General features: G+C 67.6%; 15 protein-coding genes. 2 read left to right on the forward strand and 13 right to left on the reverse strand.

What is annotated here, in order from left to right:
- The first annotated feature begins 111 nt into the window (after nt 1-111).
- Complete coding sequence (locus tag POS15_RS16655) at nt 112-537, forward strand: organic hydroperoxide resistance protein (RefSeq protein ID WP_019185509.1); 426 nt, start codon at nt 112-114, stop codon at nt 535-537.
- Nucleotides 538-723: 186 nt separating this feature from the next.
- Here the strand turns inward: POS15_RS16655 and mmsB are convergent, their stop codons facing one another.
- The 5 genes from mmsB to POS15_RS16680 are packed head-to-tail and all read right to left on the reverse strand — an operon-like array spanning nt 724 to nt 6,274.
- Entirely contained in the window at nt 724-1,614 is an 891-nt protein-coding gene (mmsB, locus tag POS15_RS16660; RefSeq protein WP_019185508.1) for a 3-hydroxyisobutyrate dehydrogenase, read from the reverse strand.
- Nucleotides 1,611-2,786 (reverse strand): enoyl-CoA hydratase/isomerase family protein, encoded by a 1,176-nt coding sequence (locus POS15_RS16665; RefSeq protein ID WP_019185507.1) that lies wholly within the window; start codon nt 2,784-2,786, stop codon nt 1,611-1,613. The genes mmsB and POS15_RS16665 overlap by 4 nt, the downstream gene beginning before the upstream one ends.
- Entirely contained in the window at nt 2,783-3,580 is a 798-nt protein-coding gene (locus POS15_RS16670) for an enoyl-CoA hydratase (RefSeq protein ID WP_019185506.1), read from the reverse strand. Before POS15_RS16670 ends, POS15_RS16665 begins: the two co-directional genes overlap by 4 nt.
- A complete protein-coding gene (locus tag POS15_RS16675) occupies nt 3,577-4,743 on the reverse strand; it encodes an acyl-CoA dehydrogenase family protein (protein WP_019185505.1) in 1,167 nt (388 codons plus the stop codon). Before POS15_RS16675 ends, POS15_RS16670 begins: the two co-directional genes overlap by 4 nt.
- A 25-nt stretch (nt 4,744-4,768) precedes the next feature.
- Nucleotides 4,769-6,274: a CoA-acylating methylmalonate-semialdehyde dehydrogenase gene (locus POS15_RS16680; RefSeq protein ID WP_019185504.1), complete on the reverse strand. Its 1,506-nt coding sequence runs from the start codon at nt 6,272-6,274 to the stop codon at nt 4,769-4,771.
- Between the two features lie 111 nt (nt 6,275-6,385).
- On the opposite strand from POS15_RS16680, the gene POS15_RS16685 reads away from it, so the two are divergent.
- The gene (locus tag POS15_RS16685) at nt 6,386-7,756 is read left to right on the forward strand and encodes a short-chain fatty acyl-CoA regulator family protein (protein WP_019185503.1); all 1,371 of its coding nucleotides are present in this window, start codon (nt 6,386-6,388) and stop codon (nt 7,754-7,756) included.
- A 321-nt stretch (nt 7,757-8,077) separates the two neighbouring features.
- Here the strand turns inward: POS15_RS16685 and POS15_RS16690 are convergent, their stop codons facing one another.
- The 8 genes from POS15_RS16690 to POS15_RS16725 all read right to left on the reverse strand — a co-directional run bounded on the left by POS15_RS16690 (nt 8,078) and on the right by POS15_RS16725 (nt 16,397).
- A complete protein-coding gene (locus tag POS15_RS16690) occupies nt 8,078-9,967 on the reverse strand; it encodes a patatin-like phospholipase family protein (protein ID WP_019184819.1) in 1,890 nt (629 codons plus the stop codon).
- A gap of 144 nt (nt 9,968-10,111) precedes the next feature.
- Nucleotides 10,112-10,648 carry a lipocalin family protein gene (locus tag POS15_RS16695; protein WP_019184820.1) on the reverse strand — a complete coding sequence of 179 codons (537 nt, stop codon included), beginning with the start codon at nt 10,646-10,648 and terminating at the stop codon, nt 10,112-10,114.
- 28 nt (nt 10,649-10,676) lie between these two features.
- Entirely contained in the window at nt 10,677-11,750 is a 1,074-nt protein-coding gene (locus POS15_RS16700; protein ID WP_019184821.1) for a class I SAM-dependent methyltransferase, read from the reverse strand.
- Entirely contained in the window at nt 11,747-12,544 is a 798-nt protein-coding gene (locus tag POS15_RS16705; protein ID WP_284128530.1) for a DUF1295 domain-containing protein, read from the reverse strand. The genes POS15_RS16700 and POS15_RS16705 overlap by 4 nt, the downstream gene beginning before the upstream one ends.
- Nucleotides 12,541-13,098, reverse strand: coding sequence for a DUF2878 domain-containing protein (locus POS15_RS16710; protein ID WP_026070048.1), 558 nt, complete (start codon nt 13,096-13,098; stop codon nt 12,541-12,543). Before POS15_RS16710 ends, POS15_RS16705 begins: the two co-directional genes overlap by 4 nt.
- A gap of 1 nt (nt 13,099) precedes the next feature.
- Complete coding sequence (locus POS15_RS16715) at nt 13,100-14,356, reverse strand: cyclopropane-fatty-acyl-phospholipid synthase family protein (RefSeq protein ID WP_019184824.1); 1,257 nt, start codon at nt 14,354-14,356, stop codon at nt 13,100-13,102.
- A complete protein-coding gene (locus POS15_RS16720; RefSeq protein ID WP_019184825.1) occupies nt 14,353-15,120 on the reverse strand; it encodes a DUF1365 domain-containing protein in 768 nt (255 codons plus the stop codon). Before POS15_RS16720 ends, POS15_RS16715 begins: the two co-directional genes overlap by 4 nt.
- Nucleotides 15,117-16,397 carry an FAD-dependent oxidoreductase gene (locus tag POS15_RS16725; protein WP_019184826.1) on the reverse strand — a complete coding sequence of 427 codons (1,281 nt, stop codon included), beginning with the start codon at nt 16,395-16,397 and terminating at the stop codon, nt 15,117-15,119. Before POS15_RS16725 ends, POS15_RS16720 begins: the two co-directional genes overlap by 4 nt.

The raw sequence follows: 16,397 nt of genomic DNA on the forward strand, positions 1-16,397 counted from the left end.
TGGCGGACTCCAGATCAAGTTTTCTGGACGAAATGTTGCCATAAGTACGACCCAGGCGCGCAAAGTACACCTGCCATCTGGCCCACCCCTTTCACTCCGCAGGAGATTCCCATGTCCATTGCCAACGTTCTGTACACCGCCCAGGCCACTGCCAACGGCGGCCGCGACGGCCGCGCCGTCTCTTCCGACAACGTGCTGGACATCCAGCTCTCCACCCCGCGCGAGCTGGGCGGTGCGGGCGGCCCGGGCACCAACCCGGAGCAGCTGTTCGCCGCCGGTTACTCGGCCTGCTTCCTGGGCGCGCTGAAGTATGTGGCCGGCCAGGCCAAGGTCGCTCTGCCGGCTGAAACGCAGATCACCGGCAAGGTCGGCATCGGCCAGATCCCGACCGGCTTCGGCATCGAAGTGGCGCTGGAGATCTCGGTTCCGGGCCTGCCGCGCGAGCAGGTCGAAGAACTGGTGCAGAAGGCCCACATCGTGTGCCCGTACTCCAACGCGACCCGTGGCAACATCGACGTGACGCTGACGGTGGTCTGAAAAAAAATGGGCGGCTGCCTGACTTGATCGTCTGGCAACCGCCCATCCCACCGCGGTGGATCCCGTGGGCGTACCCATGGGATGCATCTTGTTCTGTTGCAAAGACCAACGGTCGTTGCCTACCGGTGAAGCCGGATGGCGCCGGTGTCGATAGTGACGTTGCCGGCCAGCGGCCGGCACTACCCGCTACTTGTCGTGCGTGATCAGCTGCACCACGCTGGAGAAATCCAGCTTGCCGCGACCGGCCTGGTGATTCATCGAATACAGGTTGCGCGCCAGCTCGCCCAGCGGGATCGAGGCGCCGACACTCATCGCCGCTTCCACTGCCAGGCCCATGTCCTTGAGCATCAGGTCGCTGCCGAAGCCGCCGCTGTAGCCACGCGAGGCCGGGGCGTTTTCGAGCACGCCGGGCCACGGGTTGCACACTTCGGTCGCCCAGCTGCGGCCCGTACTGACCGCCATCATCTGCGAGAGCACCTTCGGGTCCAGCCCGTGCGCGACGCCCAGCGCGATCGACTCACCGGTCACCGCCATGATCACGCCCAGCGCCATGTTGTTGCACAGCTTGGCGACCTGGCCAGCACCGCTCGCGCCGACATGGAAGATGTTCTTGCCCATCGCCTGCAGCAGCGGGCGCGCGCGCTCCAAGGCCTCGGCTTCACCACCGACGATGAAGGTCAGGGTGCCGGCCTGGGCACCGGCAGTGCCGCCGGAGACCGGGGCGTCCAGCATCTGCAGGCCGCGCGCGGCAGCGGCTTCGGCGACCTTGCGGGCGGTGGCCGGCGCGATCGTGCTGCAGTCGATGACCAGCGCGCCACCGGGGATATCGGCCAGCAGGCCGTCGTCACCGAGGTAGACGCTTTCGACGTGGCGGCTGGCCGGCAGCATCGAGATGACGATCTCGGCCCCGGTCAGCGTATCCAGTGCCGAGCTGGCGGCGGTGGCGCCGGCATCGACGGCGGCCTGCACGGCGGCGGGCACCAGATCGAACACGCGCACCGCGTGACCGGCCTTGGCCAGGTTGGCGGCCATCGGGCCACCCATGTTGCCCAACCCGATGAATGCAATACGGCTCATGCGTGGCTCCTTTCAGGGACGGTGGCACCGAGGTCGGCCAGCGGATGCGCGGCATCGGACCACGGCGAAACGAAGAAGGTGCGGGCCCACTCGGCCGTGGCTTCGGCCAGCGTGCGCGGCTGCCACTGCGGGGTGCGGTCCTTGTCGATCAGCAACGCGCGGATGCCTTCGGCGAAGTCGCCGTGGGCGGCCGCGTGCAGGGCTGCGATGTATTCGATGCGGTAGACCTCGGCCAGCGAGGCACCCTCGGCCAGGCGCTGCAGCTCGAACGCGAGCCGCGCCGAGCCGGGCGCACCGGCGGCAAGTGTGGCTTTCGCAGTGCTCAGCCAGGCGTCGTCCGTTTCCAGCGCAAGAATCGCCTCGACGATCGCACCAACGTCGTCACCGGCGCACAGCGCATCCACGGCGGCGGCATTGCGCAGCAGCGGGCCGGTGGCAGCGTCGCTGGCATGCTGCTGCAGCAGCGCGGTCAGTTGCTCATGGTTGCGCTTGGCCTCGCGGCTCCAGTGCACGTCCGCCAGCGCGTTGAACACAGTCGCGCGCTGTGCCTCGGCGATGTGGATATCGGCCAGGCCGGCATAGATCGCATCGCCGGCGTTGAGCGGCGCACCGGTCAGGGCCAGGAACAGCCCGCCGTGGCCGGGTACGCGCGGCAGCAGCCAGCTGCCGCCCACGTCCGGGAACAGGCCCACGGTGATCTCCGGGAACGCCAGCCTGGAGCGCTCGCTGACCACGCGGTGGCTGGCCCCGGACATCAGGCCGATGCCGCCGCCCATCACGATGCCATGGCCCCAGCACAGGATCGGCTTGGGATAGGTGTGGATGGCGTAGTCGACGCGGTACTCGACGTCGAAGAATTCCGCTGCGTAGGCGTTGTCGCGGATGTCGGTCTTCCCGCCCTCGCGGTAGTCGACCATGCTGCGATACAGGCTGTGCAGGTCGCCGCCGGCGCAGAACGCCTTTTCGCCTGCGCCCTGCAGCACCACCAGCGCGATGCCGTCATCGGTGGCCCACGCGTCCAGACGCTCGCGCAGCAGGTGCGCCATCGGCAGCGAGAACCCGTTGAGGGTGCGCGCTGCGTTGAGCGTGGCGATGCCGATGCGCGTGCCATTGGCGGCGGCGCGCTCTTCGAACAGCACCGGCGCCTCGTCGTTGGCGACGACGGTGCTCATGCGTTCTTCCACTGCGCGGCACGCTTTTCCAGGAAGGCGTTCACGCCTTCGGCCTGGTCGGCGCTGTCGAACAGATCAACGAAGGCCTCGCGCTCGGCCACCAGCGCCGAGGCGTGGGTGCCGGTGCGGGTGGCCTGCACCAGCGTCTTGCACGCGGCGATGCTGGTCGGGCTCTGCTTGCCCGCCTTGTGCGCCCACGCCAGCGCCAGTGCCTTGGCTTCACCCTTGGCGACCTTTTCTTCGACCAGGCCGATACGCAGTGCGGTGTCCGCATCGATGCGCTCGCCCAGCAGGATCATGCGCTTGGCCCAGCCTTCGCCCACCAGGCGCGGCAGGTTCTGGGTGCCGCCGGCGCACGGCAGCAGGCCGACGGTGGCCTCCGGCAGCGCCACCTGGGCGTGTTCTTCGATGATGCGCAGGTCGCAGGCCAGCGCGCATTCCAGACCGCCGCCCATCGCGTAGCCGTTGATGGCCGCGATGGAGACACCACGGAAACCGGACAGCGCTTCAAAGGCTTCGCCGAAGCGACGTGCCGCTTCACGTGCGGCGGCCTTGTCGCCGGAGGCGAACTGCTTGAGGTCGGCACCGGCGGAGAAGAACTTCTCGCCGTCACCGGTGATCACCAGCGCGTAGATATCGCGGTCCGCATTGAGCGCGCCGACCAGATCGCGCAGTGCGGACAGGCTGTGCACGGTCCAGGTGTGGGCCGGCGGGTTGTCGAGGGTGATGACCGCGACGTGGCCATCGGCCTCGACCTTCAGGCCGACGTGATCATGCTGGCGCCACTCCATCATCGCAGTTCCTCTTCAGTGTTGAGCAGGTGGCGGGCCACGATCACACGCATGATCTCGTTGGTGCCCTCCAGTATCTGGTGCACGCGCGAATCGCGCAGCAGCCGTTCGATCGGGTATTCACGGATGTAGCCGTAGCCGCCGTGGATCTGCAGTGCGTCGTTGCAGATGTTGAAGCCGGCATCGGTGGCGAAGCGCTTGGCCATCGCGCACCACACATTGGCATCGCTGGCGCCCGCGTCGAGCTTGCGCGCGGCGGTGTGCACCATCTGCCGTGCGGCGACCAGCTGGGTGGCCATGTCGGCCAGCTTGAACTGCAGCGCCTGGAACTCCGACAGCGCCTTGCCGAACTGGCGGCGCTCGCCCATGTAGCGGCGGGCGGCATCCACGGCGCCTTGGGCCGCGCCCAGCGAGCACGCGGCGATGTTGATGCGGCCGCCGTCCAGGCCCTTCATGGCGAGCTTGAAGCCACTGCCTTCCTCGCCGAGCAGATGGCTGACCGGCACGCGCACATTCTCGAACGTGATGCCACGGGTCGGCTGGCTGTTCCAGCCCATCTTCTCTTCCTTGCGGCCATAGCTGATGCCGGGCAGATCGGCCGGCACCGCGATCGCGCTGATGCCACCGGCACCGGCGCCGCCGGTGCGCGCCATCACCACCAGCAGCTCGGTGGCACCGGCGCCGGAGATGAAGGCCTTGGAGCCGTTGAGCACGTAGTGGTCGCCATCACGCACCGCGCTGGTCTTCAGCGAGGCCGCGTCCGAGCCGGCACCCGGCTCGGTCAGGCAGTACGAGGCCAGCTTGATGCCGGACGACAGGTCTGCGCCCCATTCGGCCCGCAGGCTCTCCTGGCCCCATTTGGCCACCATCCACGACGCCATGTTGTGGATGCTGACATAGGCCGCCGTGGACGGGTCCACATTGGCGAGCTCCTCGATGACGACGGCGGCGTCCAGACGGCTCAAGCCGCTGCCGCCGACCTCGGGGTCCATGTACAACCCACAGAACCCGAGTTCCCCTGCCTTGGCGATCGCCTCGCGCGGAAAGATGCCCTCCGCATCCCATCGCGCGGCGTGCGGCGCCAGTTCGGCCTGGGCGAAGTCACGCGCTGCCTCTCTATAGGCCTGCTGCGCTTCGTCGAGTTCCGTCGTCATCGAGTGGCTCATGGTCGAACTCCGTTGTTGCTGGTGCTTACTTCAGGCTGATGGTGGTGTTGACGCCATGACCCAGCGTCTCGTCATCGAACCAGCGCGAGGTGATCGTCTTGGTCTGGGTGTAGAACATCACCACCTGCTTGCCGTACGGGCCCAGGTCGCCGAGCTTGGAGGCGCGCGAGCCGGTGAACGAGAACAGCGGCACCGGCACCGGGATCGGCACGTTGATGCCGACCTGGCCGACGTCGATGTCTTCCTGGAACTTGCGCGCCGCCGCACCGGACTGGGTGAACAGCGCGGTGCCGTTGCCGTTCGGGTTGGCGTTGATCAGTTCGATGGCGTCTTCCAGCGTGTCCGCTTCCAGGATCACCAGCACCGGCCCGAAGATTTCTTCGTCGTACACGCGCATGCCCGGCTTGACGCCAGCGAAGATGGTCGGGCCAACGAAGTTGCCCTTCTCGAAACCATCGACCTGCGGGTTGCGGCCGTCGAGCACCAGCTTGGCGCCCTGTTCCACGCCCGAAGCGATCAGGCCTTCGACACGCTCACGCGCGGCGCAGGAAATGACCGGGCCGACATCGGTACCGGCGACGCTGCCACCGCTCACCTTCAGCGTCTTGGCCTTGGCCACCAGGTCCGGCACCCACTCGCGTGCTTCGCCGACCAGCACCAGGGTGGAGGCGGCCATGCAGCGCTGGCCGGCCGCACCGAAGGCGGCGCCGACCATCGCGTTGAGGCTCTGTTCCTTGTTGGCGTCCGGCAGCACCACGGCGTGGTTCTTGGCGCCCATCATGCACTGCACGCGCTTGCCGGCCAGCGAGGCGCGGTTGTACACGTGGGTGCCGACGCGGGTGGAACCGACGAAGGAAACCGCCTTGATGTCCGGGTGATCGCAGATCGCGTTGACCACGTCTTCGCCACCGTGCACGACGTTCAGCACGCCCTTGGGGATGCCGGCTTCCAGCGCCAGTTCGACCAGGCGCATGGTGACCATCGGGTCCTGCTCGGACGGCTTGAGGATGAAGGTGTTGCCGGTGGCGATGGCCATCGGGAACATCCACAGCGGAATCATCGCCGGGAAGTTGAACGGGGTGATGCCCGCGCAGACGCCCAGCGGCTGCAGCAGGGTGTAGGTGTCCACGCCGTTCGCCACGTTGTTGGCCAGCTCGCCCAGCTGCAGGTTGCCGATCGCGGCGGCGTGCTCGACCACTTCCAGGCCACGGAATACATCGCCCTCGGCATCCGGCACGGTCTTGCCCTGCTCGGCGCTGAGGATGTGGGCCAGCTCGCTCATGTTCTCGCGGATCAGCTGCTGGTACTTCAGGAAGATGCGCGCACGAGTGCCGATCGGGGTCTTGCGCCAGGTCTTGAACGCTTCCTTGGCCGAGGCGACGGCGGCGTCGACTTCGCCGGGGGTGGCAAACGGGACCTGGGCCAGGACGTCCTGAGTGGCCGGATTGACCACGTTCTGCCAATGCGAGCTGGCCGATTCGATGAACTGGCCATCGATCAACATGCGGATACGGGGCGCTGCAACAGTCATGGACAATCCCGGCGGGTCGAAAGTTGTTGGCATTATTCACAGTGCCACCCTCGATTTCCGGGCTGTATGCGCTTAATCTGGCCAATGCCCGCTACGATTCTTGTGAATTCTGTGAATAGCCAGCCTGTCCAACGCCAGCTCGGCCTGCGCCTGCTCAAGCTGCGCGAGCAGCGTGGCTACAGCCAGCTGGCGCTGGCCAAGGCCCTGGGGCTGTCGGCCAGCTACCTGAACCAGATCGAGCGCAACAAGCGGCCGCTGACCCCGGCGGTGCAGGGCAAGCTGCGCGAGGTGCTGGGTGACGTCAGTGAACTGTTCGAGGTCGATGACCCCGGCGCGCTGCAGGAATCGCTGGGCGAGACCCTGCGCGATCTGGGCCTGGCCGATGTCAGCAGCACCGAGCTGCGCGCCATGGCCGGCAACCTGCCGCAGATCAGCCGCGCCCTGCTCGACCTGCACCGCCGCCACCTGATGCTGCGCGAGCATGCCGCCGCGCTGGAGTTCCAGCTGGGCGATGTGCATGCCGGGCAGGCGCTGCCCGCGGGCGACCAGGTACGTGACTTCTTCAACCGCATGCACAACCACATCCCCGAGCTGGACGACCTGGCCGAGCAGCTGTTCAGCGAATGGGGGCTGGTGGCCGGGCATGTTGCGCCGCGCCTGCGCCAGTTGCTGGCCGACCGCCATGGCGTGCTGGTGGAAGTGGGGCCGCTGCAGGCTGGCCGCGAGAAGCGCGTCTACGATGGCGGCAGCCGCACCCTGTGGCTGCCCGATTACCTCGAACCGGGCCAGCAGGCGTTCCAGATGGCCGCCGAACTCGCCCTGCTTGGCTACGCCGCGCAGATCGATGCGGTGATCGCACGCGCGGGCTTCGGCGAAGCGGAGCAGATCGCCCAGGCGCGGATCGGCATGTCCAACTACTTCGCCGGCGCGCTGGTGATGCCGTACGCGCAGTTCCTGCGTGCCGCCGAGCACAGCGCGTATGACATCGATGCGCTTGCCCATCGCTTCGGCGTGGGCTTCGAGGCGGTCTGCCATCGCTTGAGCACGCTGGCCCGGCGCAGCGCGCCCGGCCTGCCGTTCTTCTTCATCCGCGTGGACCGCGCCGGCAATGTCTCCAAGCGGCACTCGGCCACCGACTTCCACTTCTCACAGGTGGGCGGCTCGTGCCCGCTGTGGATCGTGTACGAAGCCTTCAACCAGCCAGGCCGCGTGCTGACCCAGACCGCGCGCATGCCGGACGGGCGCCGCCACTTCTGGCTGGCGCGGCAAGTGAGCAGCGGCCCGATCGGGCACGGCCAGCCACGCAAGACCTTCGCGGTGGCGCTGGGCTGCGACCTGCAGCATGCCGAACGGTTGATCTACACGCGCGGGCTGGATATCCAGAGCCCGGGCAACTCGGTCTCGATCGGTCCAGGCTGCCGGGTGTGCCCGCGCGAAGACTGCATGCAGCGCGCGTTCCCGCAGCTACCGGGACGCGGGTAGCGTCGACCGTTGGTCGACTTGCCTCCGGTGCCGGGAATGTTGCCCCCGACATGGCGCGTAGAGTCGACCGTTGGTCGACTTGCCTCCGGTGCCGGGAATGTTGCCCCCGACATGGCGGGTAGAGTCGACCGTTGGTCGACTTGCCTCCGGTGCCGAGACGGCTGACCCGTCGCGAAGAGCAGCCGACCAACGGTCGGCTCTACCGGTCGTGTGACGCTTCATGAGCAGCCGACCAACGGTCGGCTCTACCGGTCGTGTGACGTGTCATGGGCAGCCGACCAATTGCCGGCATTTGCGATCACGACGCGGTCCATGTCCGGCTCAATAGATCGGCGTCACTTTCATCTGCGGCAACGGCCGGGGCGCACCGTCGGTGAGGTCCGGCCCCAGGTCTTCCCAGATCTGGCCCTGCTCGACCATGTGCCGCCACAGCTGCTGCGACTCGCGGCGTTTGTCTTCCGAGCTCAAGCGGTAGGACGGCGGCACCGGCGTTCCCGTGGCAACGCTCTGGTATGCATCCGAGTACGCTGCCACCCGCTGCGCGGGGTCATCGGTGCGCGCGACATCCAGCGTGTAGCGCTGGTAGGCCGAGGCCAGATTGCGCCACCGGATCCAGTAGTGGTTGGCGAAGGAAAAATCGCAGAAGCGCTCCCCGGCGATGCTGCCCTTGTCGGCGATGCGGCTGAGCACGGCCTGCGGCATGTCCAGGTTCATGCCGCCCTCGTCGCCCTCCAACGCGACATGCACGATGCGGTCGCGGTACCCCGGCGCACGCGCCTGCAGCACATCGCGCCAGTTCTGCATGGTCGAGACGATCGAGAACAGGAAGCCGGACATCTCCGCCGCAGCCATCGGCTGCGCGATGGACTGGTAGGTACGCTGCCAGCCATGGCGATTCTCGGTCGGCAGGAACACGGCCTGCTCCGCGCGCGCATGGGCGTCGCCCCCAGCCACCACGCTCACGGCGTCGGCAGGCTGCGCGTAGACGAGATTGATGCCGAACGTGGGCCAGCGCGGCAGCGCGGCGTCGAACAGGTGGATCGGAAAGTTGCTGCTGATCCCGCCATCGGAGAACCAGCACACACGGAACGCGGCGATCACCGGGCCACAGCTCTGGCCACCACTGGTGAGCCCTTCCATGCTGTCGGCGACGTTGGTGTTGTCGCGTCGGGGCTCGGCATCGGCGACCGGCTCGCAGCGACGCTCGCGCCGGGCCGGCTCGTGCAGCGGCACCGCGCTGATCAGCAGGGGGAAGCTCAGGCTCATGCGCGTGGCCACCAGCACCGGCAGGTCCTCGCCATCGACCAGGCGGTAGTAGTCGCGCCCATCGACGTGTTCGGGAGTGCCGGCGCGCGCGACCAGCCAGTCGACCACGCTGGCCGGGAACAACTGCGCGAACTCTTCGCGCAGGAACCAGAAGTGCGCCGCGTTGAACGGCAGCGTGCGCGGTTCGGTGTGGGAGACGCAGGTGGTGATCATCTGCAGCGTGATCGCGTGCGCGCCACTGGGCTCGCCGGGATAACGTGGTGCGGCATGCAGGTCGCCGAAGGTCAATGGCTGCTCGTCCGGCTTGCCGGCCAATGCCTGCAGCTGGGTGTGCAGCCAATCCGTCAGCGCCGGTGCGGAAGCGTTCGACTGGGTGCTGCCATTGCACAGGCCAAGCAGGTTACGCCGTGCCACGCGCGCCACGCGCAGTGCCGAGGCCAGCACGCCAGCGCCGTAGGCGCACAGCAACGACGGCAGCAGCGTCGCCCAGATGCCGTCGATGCCCCCGGCGAAGTAACCGATCCCGAGCAGGCCCGCCAGTGAGACCAGCAGTTCCAGCGGTGCGATCGCGAATACCGCGGCGAGCAGGCAGGCAATCTTGCGCAGCAGGCCAGCCTTGCCGGTCAGCATCACCAGCAGGCGGTACGCGGTACGCGCGCCATACGCCGGCTGGAACAGGCTGTGGATGAAGCCCTGCCGGGACAGCTGCGCCGATACCCCGGCCAGCCCCGGAAAGCCTACCGCCGCGGCCACCCGCTCACCGGCCTGGCGTCGCCGGTCACCCAGCGCCGCGGCAGCGGCCACGGCAGCGGCAATGGCGCCGGCCGAGGTGCCGCCGATGCTCTTGAAGCGGTACTCGCGGGCCAGCGACAGCACCGCGTTGGGATACACGATGCCGCTGGTGATGCCGCCCTTCATGACCAGATCGCAGTACTTGTCCGCCACGTTGCCGTCCTCTGTCCGCCCGTGCGCGGCCGATCCGCACACCCTCCCCGCCTGCCCCCGCAACGATCCAGGGGCCAAAGAGGTCGATGGCGACAGTATCGCCCGTGCGCTTCTCAGGGCCTGAGAAGCGCGGCACGGAACGGCCTATTCGGCCTTGCCGGACTGCGGCACGCGCCGCACCTGGGAGAGGTCATAGCCCAGCGCGGCGACCCGGGTCATCGCCGCCTGGTAGTCCGCGTCGGAGATGGTCGGGGTGCGGGCCATCAGCCACATGTAGTCGCGCTTGCTGCGGCCGACGATGGTCTGTTGGTACTCCGCGTCCAGGTAGACGATCACGTACTCGGCCTGGATCGGCCAGATGAACTGCATGCCCCAGATGGCGCCACCGGTGCCTTCCTTCACCGTGCCGACCGGGTGCATGGTCTTGACCGGCGCCTGGAAGCTGCCCTTGCGATAGCGGAAGGTGGTCTGGATGCGGCCATCCGGACGCAGTGCGTAGGATTCCACTGCGTCGAACGCCTCGCGCTCGGGCCGGCTGGGGATATGCGCGATCACATACCAGTCGCCCATGAAGCGCGGCACGTCCACGTGCGCCACCGGCGGGATCGGACGGGTGTTGCCACTGCAGCCGCCGAGCATCATGCCGACAGCCAGCAGGGGAATGAGAGCGCGGATCGACATGACGGCTTCCTCCAGGAACGTGGGGTGATCACGGACGGTTGAACAGGTAATGGGCCACCTGCCACTGCTGGCCCTGCTGATAGCCGAACAGTTCCGCGCAGGCCATCCAGAACATGCGCCAGCGCTGGTGCCACAGTGCGGCTGAAGCATCGCCGTAGGTCTGGCGCAGCACGGCCATCACCGCCTCTTTCTCGCGATCCTGGTTGGCCAGCCAGTGATTGGCGGTGCGCTCGTAATGGGTACCGTCGAGCAGCCAGCGCTGCTGCAGCTGCAGGTGCTGCTGGAAGAACAGCAGCGTATCGGCCGCCGGCATCAGGCCACCGGTGAAGAAATGGCGGCCCATCCAGTTGTCGTCGCCCTCGGTCTCGAACGGGTACATCAGCGTGCGGTGCACGAAGATATGCACGAACAGCTTGCCCTCGGGGCGCAGCCAGCGGTGGATGCGCTGCAGCAGCTGCGGGTAGTTGCGCATGTGCTCGAACATCTCGATGGAGACACAGCGGTCGAAGGTCTCCGCATCCAGCATCAGATGGTTCACGTCACGGGTCAGCACGGTAACGTTGATCAGGCCACGCGTGCGGCACTGGCCCAGGATGTACTCGCGCTGGCTGTTGGAGTTGGAGACAGCAGTGATCTGCGCGTTCGGGTAGCGCTCGGCCATCCACAGCGTCAGCGACCCCCAGCCGCAGCCCAATTCCAGGATGTGCTGTCCATCGGCCAGCTGCGCGCGCTCGCCGTACAACGCGAGCATCGCCTCTTCGGCCTCGTCCAGCGTTTCGCTGCCCGTGGCGTAATAGCAGCTGCTGTACTTCAGGCGCTTGCCCAGGCAGCGATGGAAGAACGCGGCCGGCACTTCGTAGTGCTGGCGATTGGCCGCATCCACGTGCAGCGCCACCGCGCTGCTGGCCAGCCCGGCAATACGCGCGGCAAAGCGCTGCGACTGGACCTGCTGGCCGCCGGCAAGCTCTTCACGCAGGCGTTGCTCGCACTGGCGGCGGATGCCCAGCCGCAACAGGGCATCGGGCACCAGCCCACGTTCGGCCAGGCCGGTCAGGCCCGGTGCGTAGTCCGGCAGGGGCAGTTGGTCACTGGCGACATTCACGGTGAAGACTCCTTGCGGGCATGCGACGAACGGGAGGGGAACCACGGGAACAGCATCGGCGTGGTGCGCTGGTACTCGCGGTAATCCTCACCGCGCGAGCGCAGCGCCTGCGCCTCGGTGAAGGGAATGCCGCTGACCCAGCGCAGGAACACGTACATCACCAACGGGCCCGACCACGCCAGCCACCACAGCGGCGACTGCACGGCCAGCAGCACGTAGGTGAACCAGTGCAGCCACTCGAAGAAATAGTTGGGGTGCCGCGAGTAGCGCCACAGACCGTCACGACAGGTCTTGCCCTTGTTCGCGGGATTCGCGCGGAAGCGCGCCAGCTGGCGGTCGGCGATGGATTCACCGCTCACGCTCAGCAGCCACATCGCCACTGCCGCGATCAGCCAGCCCCAGCCCTGCGGTTGCGGATTGATCGACACGGCCACGAACGGCAGCGCGAACAGCACGATCAGCAGGGCCTGGAACTGGAAGAAGCCGAAGATCTTTCCCTGGTGGCCGTTCCAGTGCCTGCGCAGGTGCTGGTAGCGGCCATCCTCGGGTTCGCTGCGCACGCGGTGCCACAGGTGCAGCGCCAGGCGTGAACCCCACAGGCCACCCAGTACCGCCAGTGCGATCCGTGGCATCGCCGCACCATCGCCGAGCAGGGCCAGCAACAGGGCCGACGCGCCGACGCCCTTGGCCCAGAGCACATCGACCACGCCGATGTTCTGGTGCCGGCGTTGCCACCACCAGCCCCAGGTCATGATCACGGCGGCATACAGCCACACCACCCACAGCATCTTCATCGTGTCTCTCCAGGAGCGAGTGTGGTCAGGGGTGCCGTGCGGCCCTGCCAATGGCGGGCGCAGGCGGCCAGCAGCGGCAGCGCGACCGCCCAGCCGAGGCCGAGCAGCAGCACGCCGTGCCACTGCGGTGTGGCGAACACCACCGAGGACCAACCGCGCGCAGCGGACAGATACGCCAGCGGCGCCAGCAGCAGGCCGACCAGCGCGGCGGCAATGAGATGCCGCTGCAGCACCGCGAACGACACGGTCAGCGTCATCGCGAAGGCGGCCCACAGGGCCAGAATCCAGACCGGTGCGATCCACGCGCGCTCATTGGCAGCCGCGTAGGTCACCCACCCGGACGCACCCGCCAGCCCATCCACGAGCAGGCCGCACCCGATCGCCACCAGCATGAGCCTGAGCTCCACCGACGGCTGCGCCGTCAACGCCAGCTGGCTGCCCACGTAGGCAGCAGCCGCCACCAACGCCGGCCAGCGCAGACCGTGGCCGGCACCGATCACGGCGTACAGCCACACCAGCTGGTTGCCGATCACGTTGGCCCAGAATCGTGTCACTTCAGCCTTCCCCGGCAATCAGCGCGGGCCGGTAGCCCGGACGCGCCATCAGCAACTGCGAGACGCCGATGGAGCGCTCCAGGAAGCCCCCCTCGCAGTAGGCCAGATAGAACTCCCACAGGCGGATGAAGGATGCATCGAAGCCCTGTGCGCGTACCGCGGGCAACTGGGCCAGGAAGCGCTGGCGCCAGGCACGCAGGGTCAGCGCATAGGACGGGCCGAAATCATGCTGGCCGATCAACTGCAGGTCGCTGCTGCGGGTCTTGGCGGCGACGATCGCGTTGATCGACGGAATGAAACTGCCGGGAAACACGAAGCGCTTGATGTAGTCGACGCTGCGCCGGGCCTGCTCGTAGCGCTGGTCTTCGATGGTGATGGCCTGCAGCAGCGCCAGGCCATCGTCCTTGAGCAACCGGGTGAGCGTGGCGAAGTAGGTGTCCAGGTACTGCGCGCCGATCGCCTCGATCATCTCGATGGAGACCAGCTTGTCGTACTGGCCCTCCATATCGCGGTAGTCCTTGAGCAGCAGGGTCACCTTGTCCTGCAGCCCGGCCGCCTCCACCCGCTGCCGGGCCAGCGTGTACTGCTCGACCGAGATGGTGGTGGTGGTGACGTGGCAACCGATGTGCCGCGCCGCGTACAGCGCGAAGCCGCCCCAGCCGGTGCCGATCTCGACCACGCGATCGGTGGCGGTGAGCTGCAGCTGCTCGCAGATGCGCGCGAGTTTGCGCTCGGAGGCCGCCTCCAGCGTGTCGTCCGGGCTCGCATACAGCGCCGAGGAGTACATCAGGTCCGGAGACAGGAACAGCGAGAAAAACGGATTGCCCAGATCGTAGTGCGCCGCGATGTTGCGGCGGCTGCCTTCGCGCGTATTGCGGCGCAGCCGGTTCCAGCCCTTCAGCAACCAGCCACCGACACGCGCCGGCCCGCCCTCCATGCCATCGAGCAGATCCCGGTTGCGCACCAGCAGCCGCACCAGCGCGACCAGATCATCGCAGCGCCAGTCGCCACGGATGTACGCCTCGCCTGCGCCCACACTGCCCTGCGCGGCCACTGCGCGATAGAAGGCCGGGTCATCCACCCAGACCGTCACCTGTGGCGTGGCCTGTGGATCACCGATCACCACATCACCGAGCGCATCGCGCAGGCGCAGATGGCCGCCACGCAGCGGGGCGAGCTGAGCCAACAGGCGCCCACGCAGGATCCCTTCAAGGGCGGACGGCTGCGGCAGGGCCACCGCACGGGTCATGTCGTTCATGGGGATTTTCCGGCAAGAGAAGGGTGGTCATGGACGGGGTTGCGCTTGAGCCACAGGCGCAGCGCCTGCCAGTGGATCGCGGCCACCACCTTGAGGGTCATCAGCGGGTAACGCAGCAGCACGCCCGCCAGGCCACGACCGGTGAACGGATGGCGCTGCATCACCAGATCGGCATCGAACTGGCACACGCCCTCGCGCCACACCTGCATGTGCACGTGCAGGTCATCGCCCGGCGCGGTGAAGCGCCAGCGGTACTCGCAGTCCATCTGCATGAAGGGCGAGACGTGGAACTGCTTGTCGAACGACCAGCACAGCGCGCGGCCCTGGGCATCGGCCTGCGCCACCGGCAGCACGTAGGCGTGGCGCTCCTTCCAGGGCGTGTTGGTGATCTCCGCCACGATGCTGTCCAGCGTCGTGCCGTCGGCGGCGTAGCAGTAATAGAAGCTCACCGGATTGAACACGTGGCCGGCATACCGCGGATGCGTCAGCAGGCGGATCGGGCCCTGCGGCGCGCGGCCCAGGGCCTGGGTGATGCGTTCGCGCACGGCCTCGGCCAGCGGTTGCCCGGGCGCACCGAGATAATCACTGCGGCGGAACTCCACCACGTTGCGGCGGCCCACCGACCATAGCCAGCGACCCTCGAACAGACGCGGCAGTTCGTCCAGATCCAGCAGCAGCTGCGCGATCGGGTAGCCGAACGCATGCGGGTGCGGCGTGTGCCGCCGGTGGCGCATCCAGCCGCGATAGATCGCACTGGCGCTCATGCCGGCAGTGCCTCGGCCAGCGGCCAGTAGGACTCGGCATCCAGCGCCTGCAGCGCATCGACCACACGGCGGGCGCTACGGATGCCATCCTCGTGGAAACCCCAGCCCCAGTAGGCGCCAGCGAACCAGGTGCGGCGATGGCCCTGGATCTCGGCCCAACGCTGCTGTGCACGCACCATCGCGTGGTCGTGCACCGGGTGCGCGTACTGCAGGCGGCGCAGCACGCTCGCGGGATCGATCGCGTTGCTGCGGTTGAGCGTGACCACCAGCGGCGTGGGCGTATCGATGCCCTGCAGCAGGTTCATGCAGTAGCTGACCGTGCACGGCGCCAGCGGATCGCGCGGCACATGCGCATTCCAGGCCGCCCAAGCCTTGCGGTCACGCGGCAGCAGACTTGCATCGGTATGCAGCACCACCTCGTTGGGCTGGTAGCGGATCGCACCCAGTACCGCGCGCTCGGTGAGATCGGCATCGGACAGCAAGGCCAGGGCCTGGTCGCTGTGGCAGGCCAGCACCAGCTGGTCGAAGCCTTCCAGCCCGGCAGCGCTGTGCACGCGTACGCCATGCTCGTGGCGCTCCACGCCGAATACGGGACACTCCAGCCGCTCGCGGACCTGCCAGCGGCTGCGCAGCGCATCGATGTACCGTGTCGAGCCGCCCTGCACCACCCGCCACGGCGCGCGCCCGGTCATCTGCAGCATCTGGTGGTTGGCCATGAACTGCACCAGGTAGCGTGCCGGGAAGGCGGCCAGGCTGGCCGTGGGCGAGGACCACAGCGCCGAGGCCATCGGCAGCAGGTGTTCGTCGATGAAGGTGCGGCCGTAGCGGCCCTTGGCCAGGAATTCGCCCAGCGAGGGGCCATCATCGTCACGCTCGAGCAGCGCCGGTGCTTCGCGGTAGAACCGGCGCAGATCGCGCAGCATCCCCCAGAAGCGCGGCGAAACCAGATTGCGGCGCTGGCAGAACAGCGTATCCAGCGAGGTGGCGTTGTACTCCAGCCCAGTGCGCTCGCTGTGCACCGAGAAACTCATGGTGGTCGGCTGCGAGGCGACGCGCAGTTCCTCGAAGAGCCCGGTGAGCAGCGGATAGTGCGCGGGATTGAACACGATGAAGCCGGTGTCCACCGCGTGCGTGCGGCCGTCGACCTCCACCTCATGCGTGTGGGTGTGGCCCCCCAGGTAGTCGTTGGCCTCGAACAGCGTCACTTCGTGCTGCTGGCTCAGCCACCACGCACTGGAGAGGCCGGCGATGCCCGATCCGATCACGGCGATACGCAT

Origin of the sequence: Stenotrophomonas sp. BIO128-Bstrain, assembly GCF_030128875.1 — a bacterium.
Taxonomy (GTDB): domain Bacteria; phylum Pseudomonadota; class Gammaproteobacteria; order Xanthomonadales; family Xanthomonadaceae; genus Stenotrophomonas; species Stenotrophomonas bentonitica_A.

Coding starts and splice junctions, on each gene's coding strand:
- POS15_RS16655 (WP_019185509.1), top strand. CDS start 112: ATGTCCATTGCCAACGTTCTGTACACCGCCCAGGCCACTGCCAACGGC.
- mmsB (WP_019185508.1), bottom strand. CDS start 1,614: ATGAGCCGTATTGCATTCATCGGGTTGGGCAACATGGGTGGCCCGATG.
- POS15_RS16665 (WP_019185507.1), bottom strand. CDS start 2,786: ATGAGCACCGTCGTCGCCAACGACGAGGCGCCGGTGCTGTTCGAAGAG.
- POS15_RS16670 (WP_019185506.1), bottom strand. CDS start 3,580: ATGATGGAGTGGCGCCAGCATGATCACGTCGGCCTGAAGGTCGAGGCC.
- POS15_RS16675 (WP_019185505.1), bottom strand. CDS start 4,743: ATGAGCCACTCGATGACGACGGAACTCGACGAAGCGCAGCAGGCCTAT.
- POS15_RS16680 (WP_019185504.1), bottom strand. CDS start 6,274: ATGACTGTTGCAGCGCCCCGTATCCGCATGTTGATCGATGGCCAGTTC.
- POS15_RS16695 (WP_019184820.1), bottom strand. CDS start 10,648: ATGTCGATCCGCGCTCTCATTCCCCTGCTGGCTGTCGGCATGATGCTC.
- POS15_RS16705 (WP_284128530.1), bottom strand. CDS start 12,544: ATGAAGATGCTGTGGGTGGTGTGGCTGTATGCCGCCGTGATCATGACC.
- POS15_RS16715 (WP_019184824.1), bottom strand. CDS start 14,356: ATGAACGACATGACCCGTGCGGTGGCCCTGCCGCAGCCGTCCGCCCTT.
- POS15_RS16720 (WP_019184825.1), bottom strand. CDS start 15,120: ATGAGCGCCAGTGCGATCTATCGCGGCTGGATGCGCCACCGGCGGCAC.
- POS15_RS16725 (WP_019184826.1), bottom strand. CDS start 16,397: ATGCGTATCGCCGTGATCGGATCGGGCATCGCCGGCCTCTCCAGTGCG.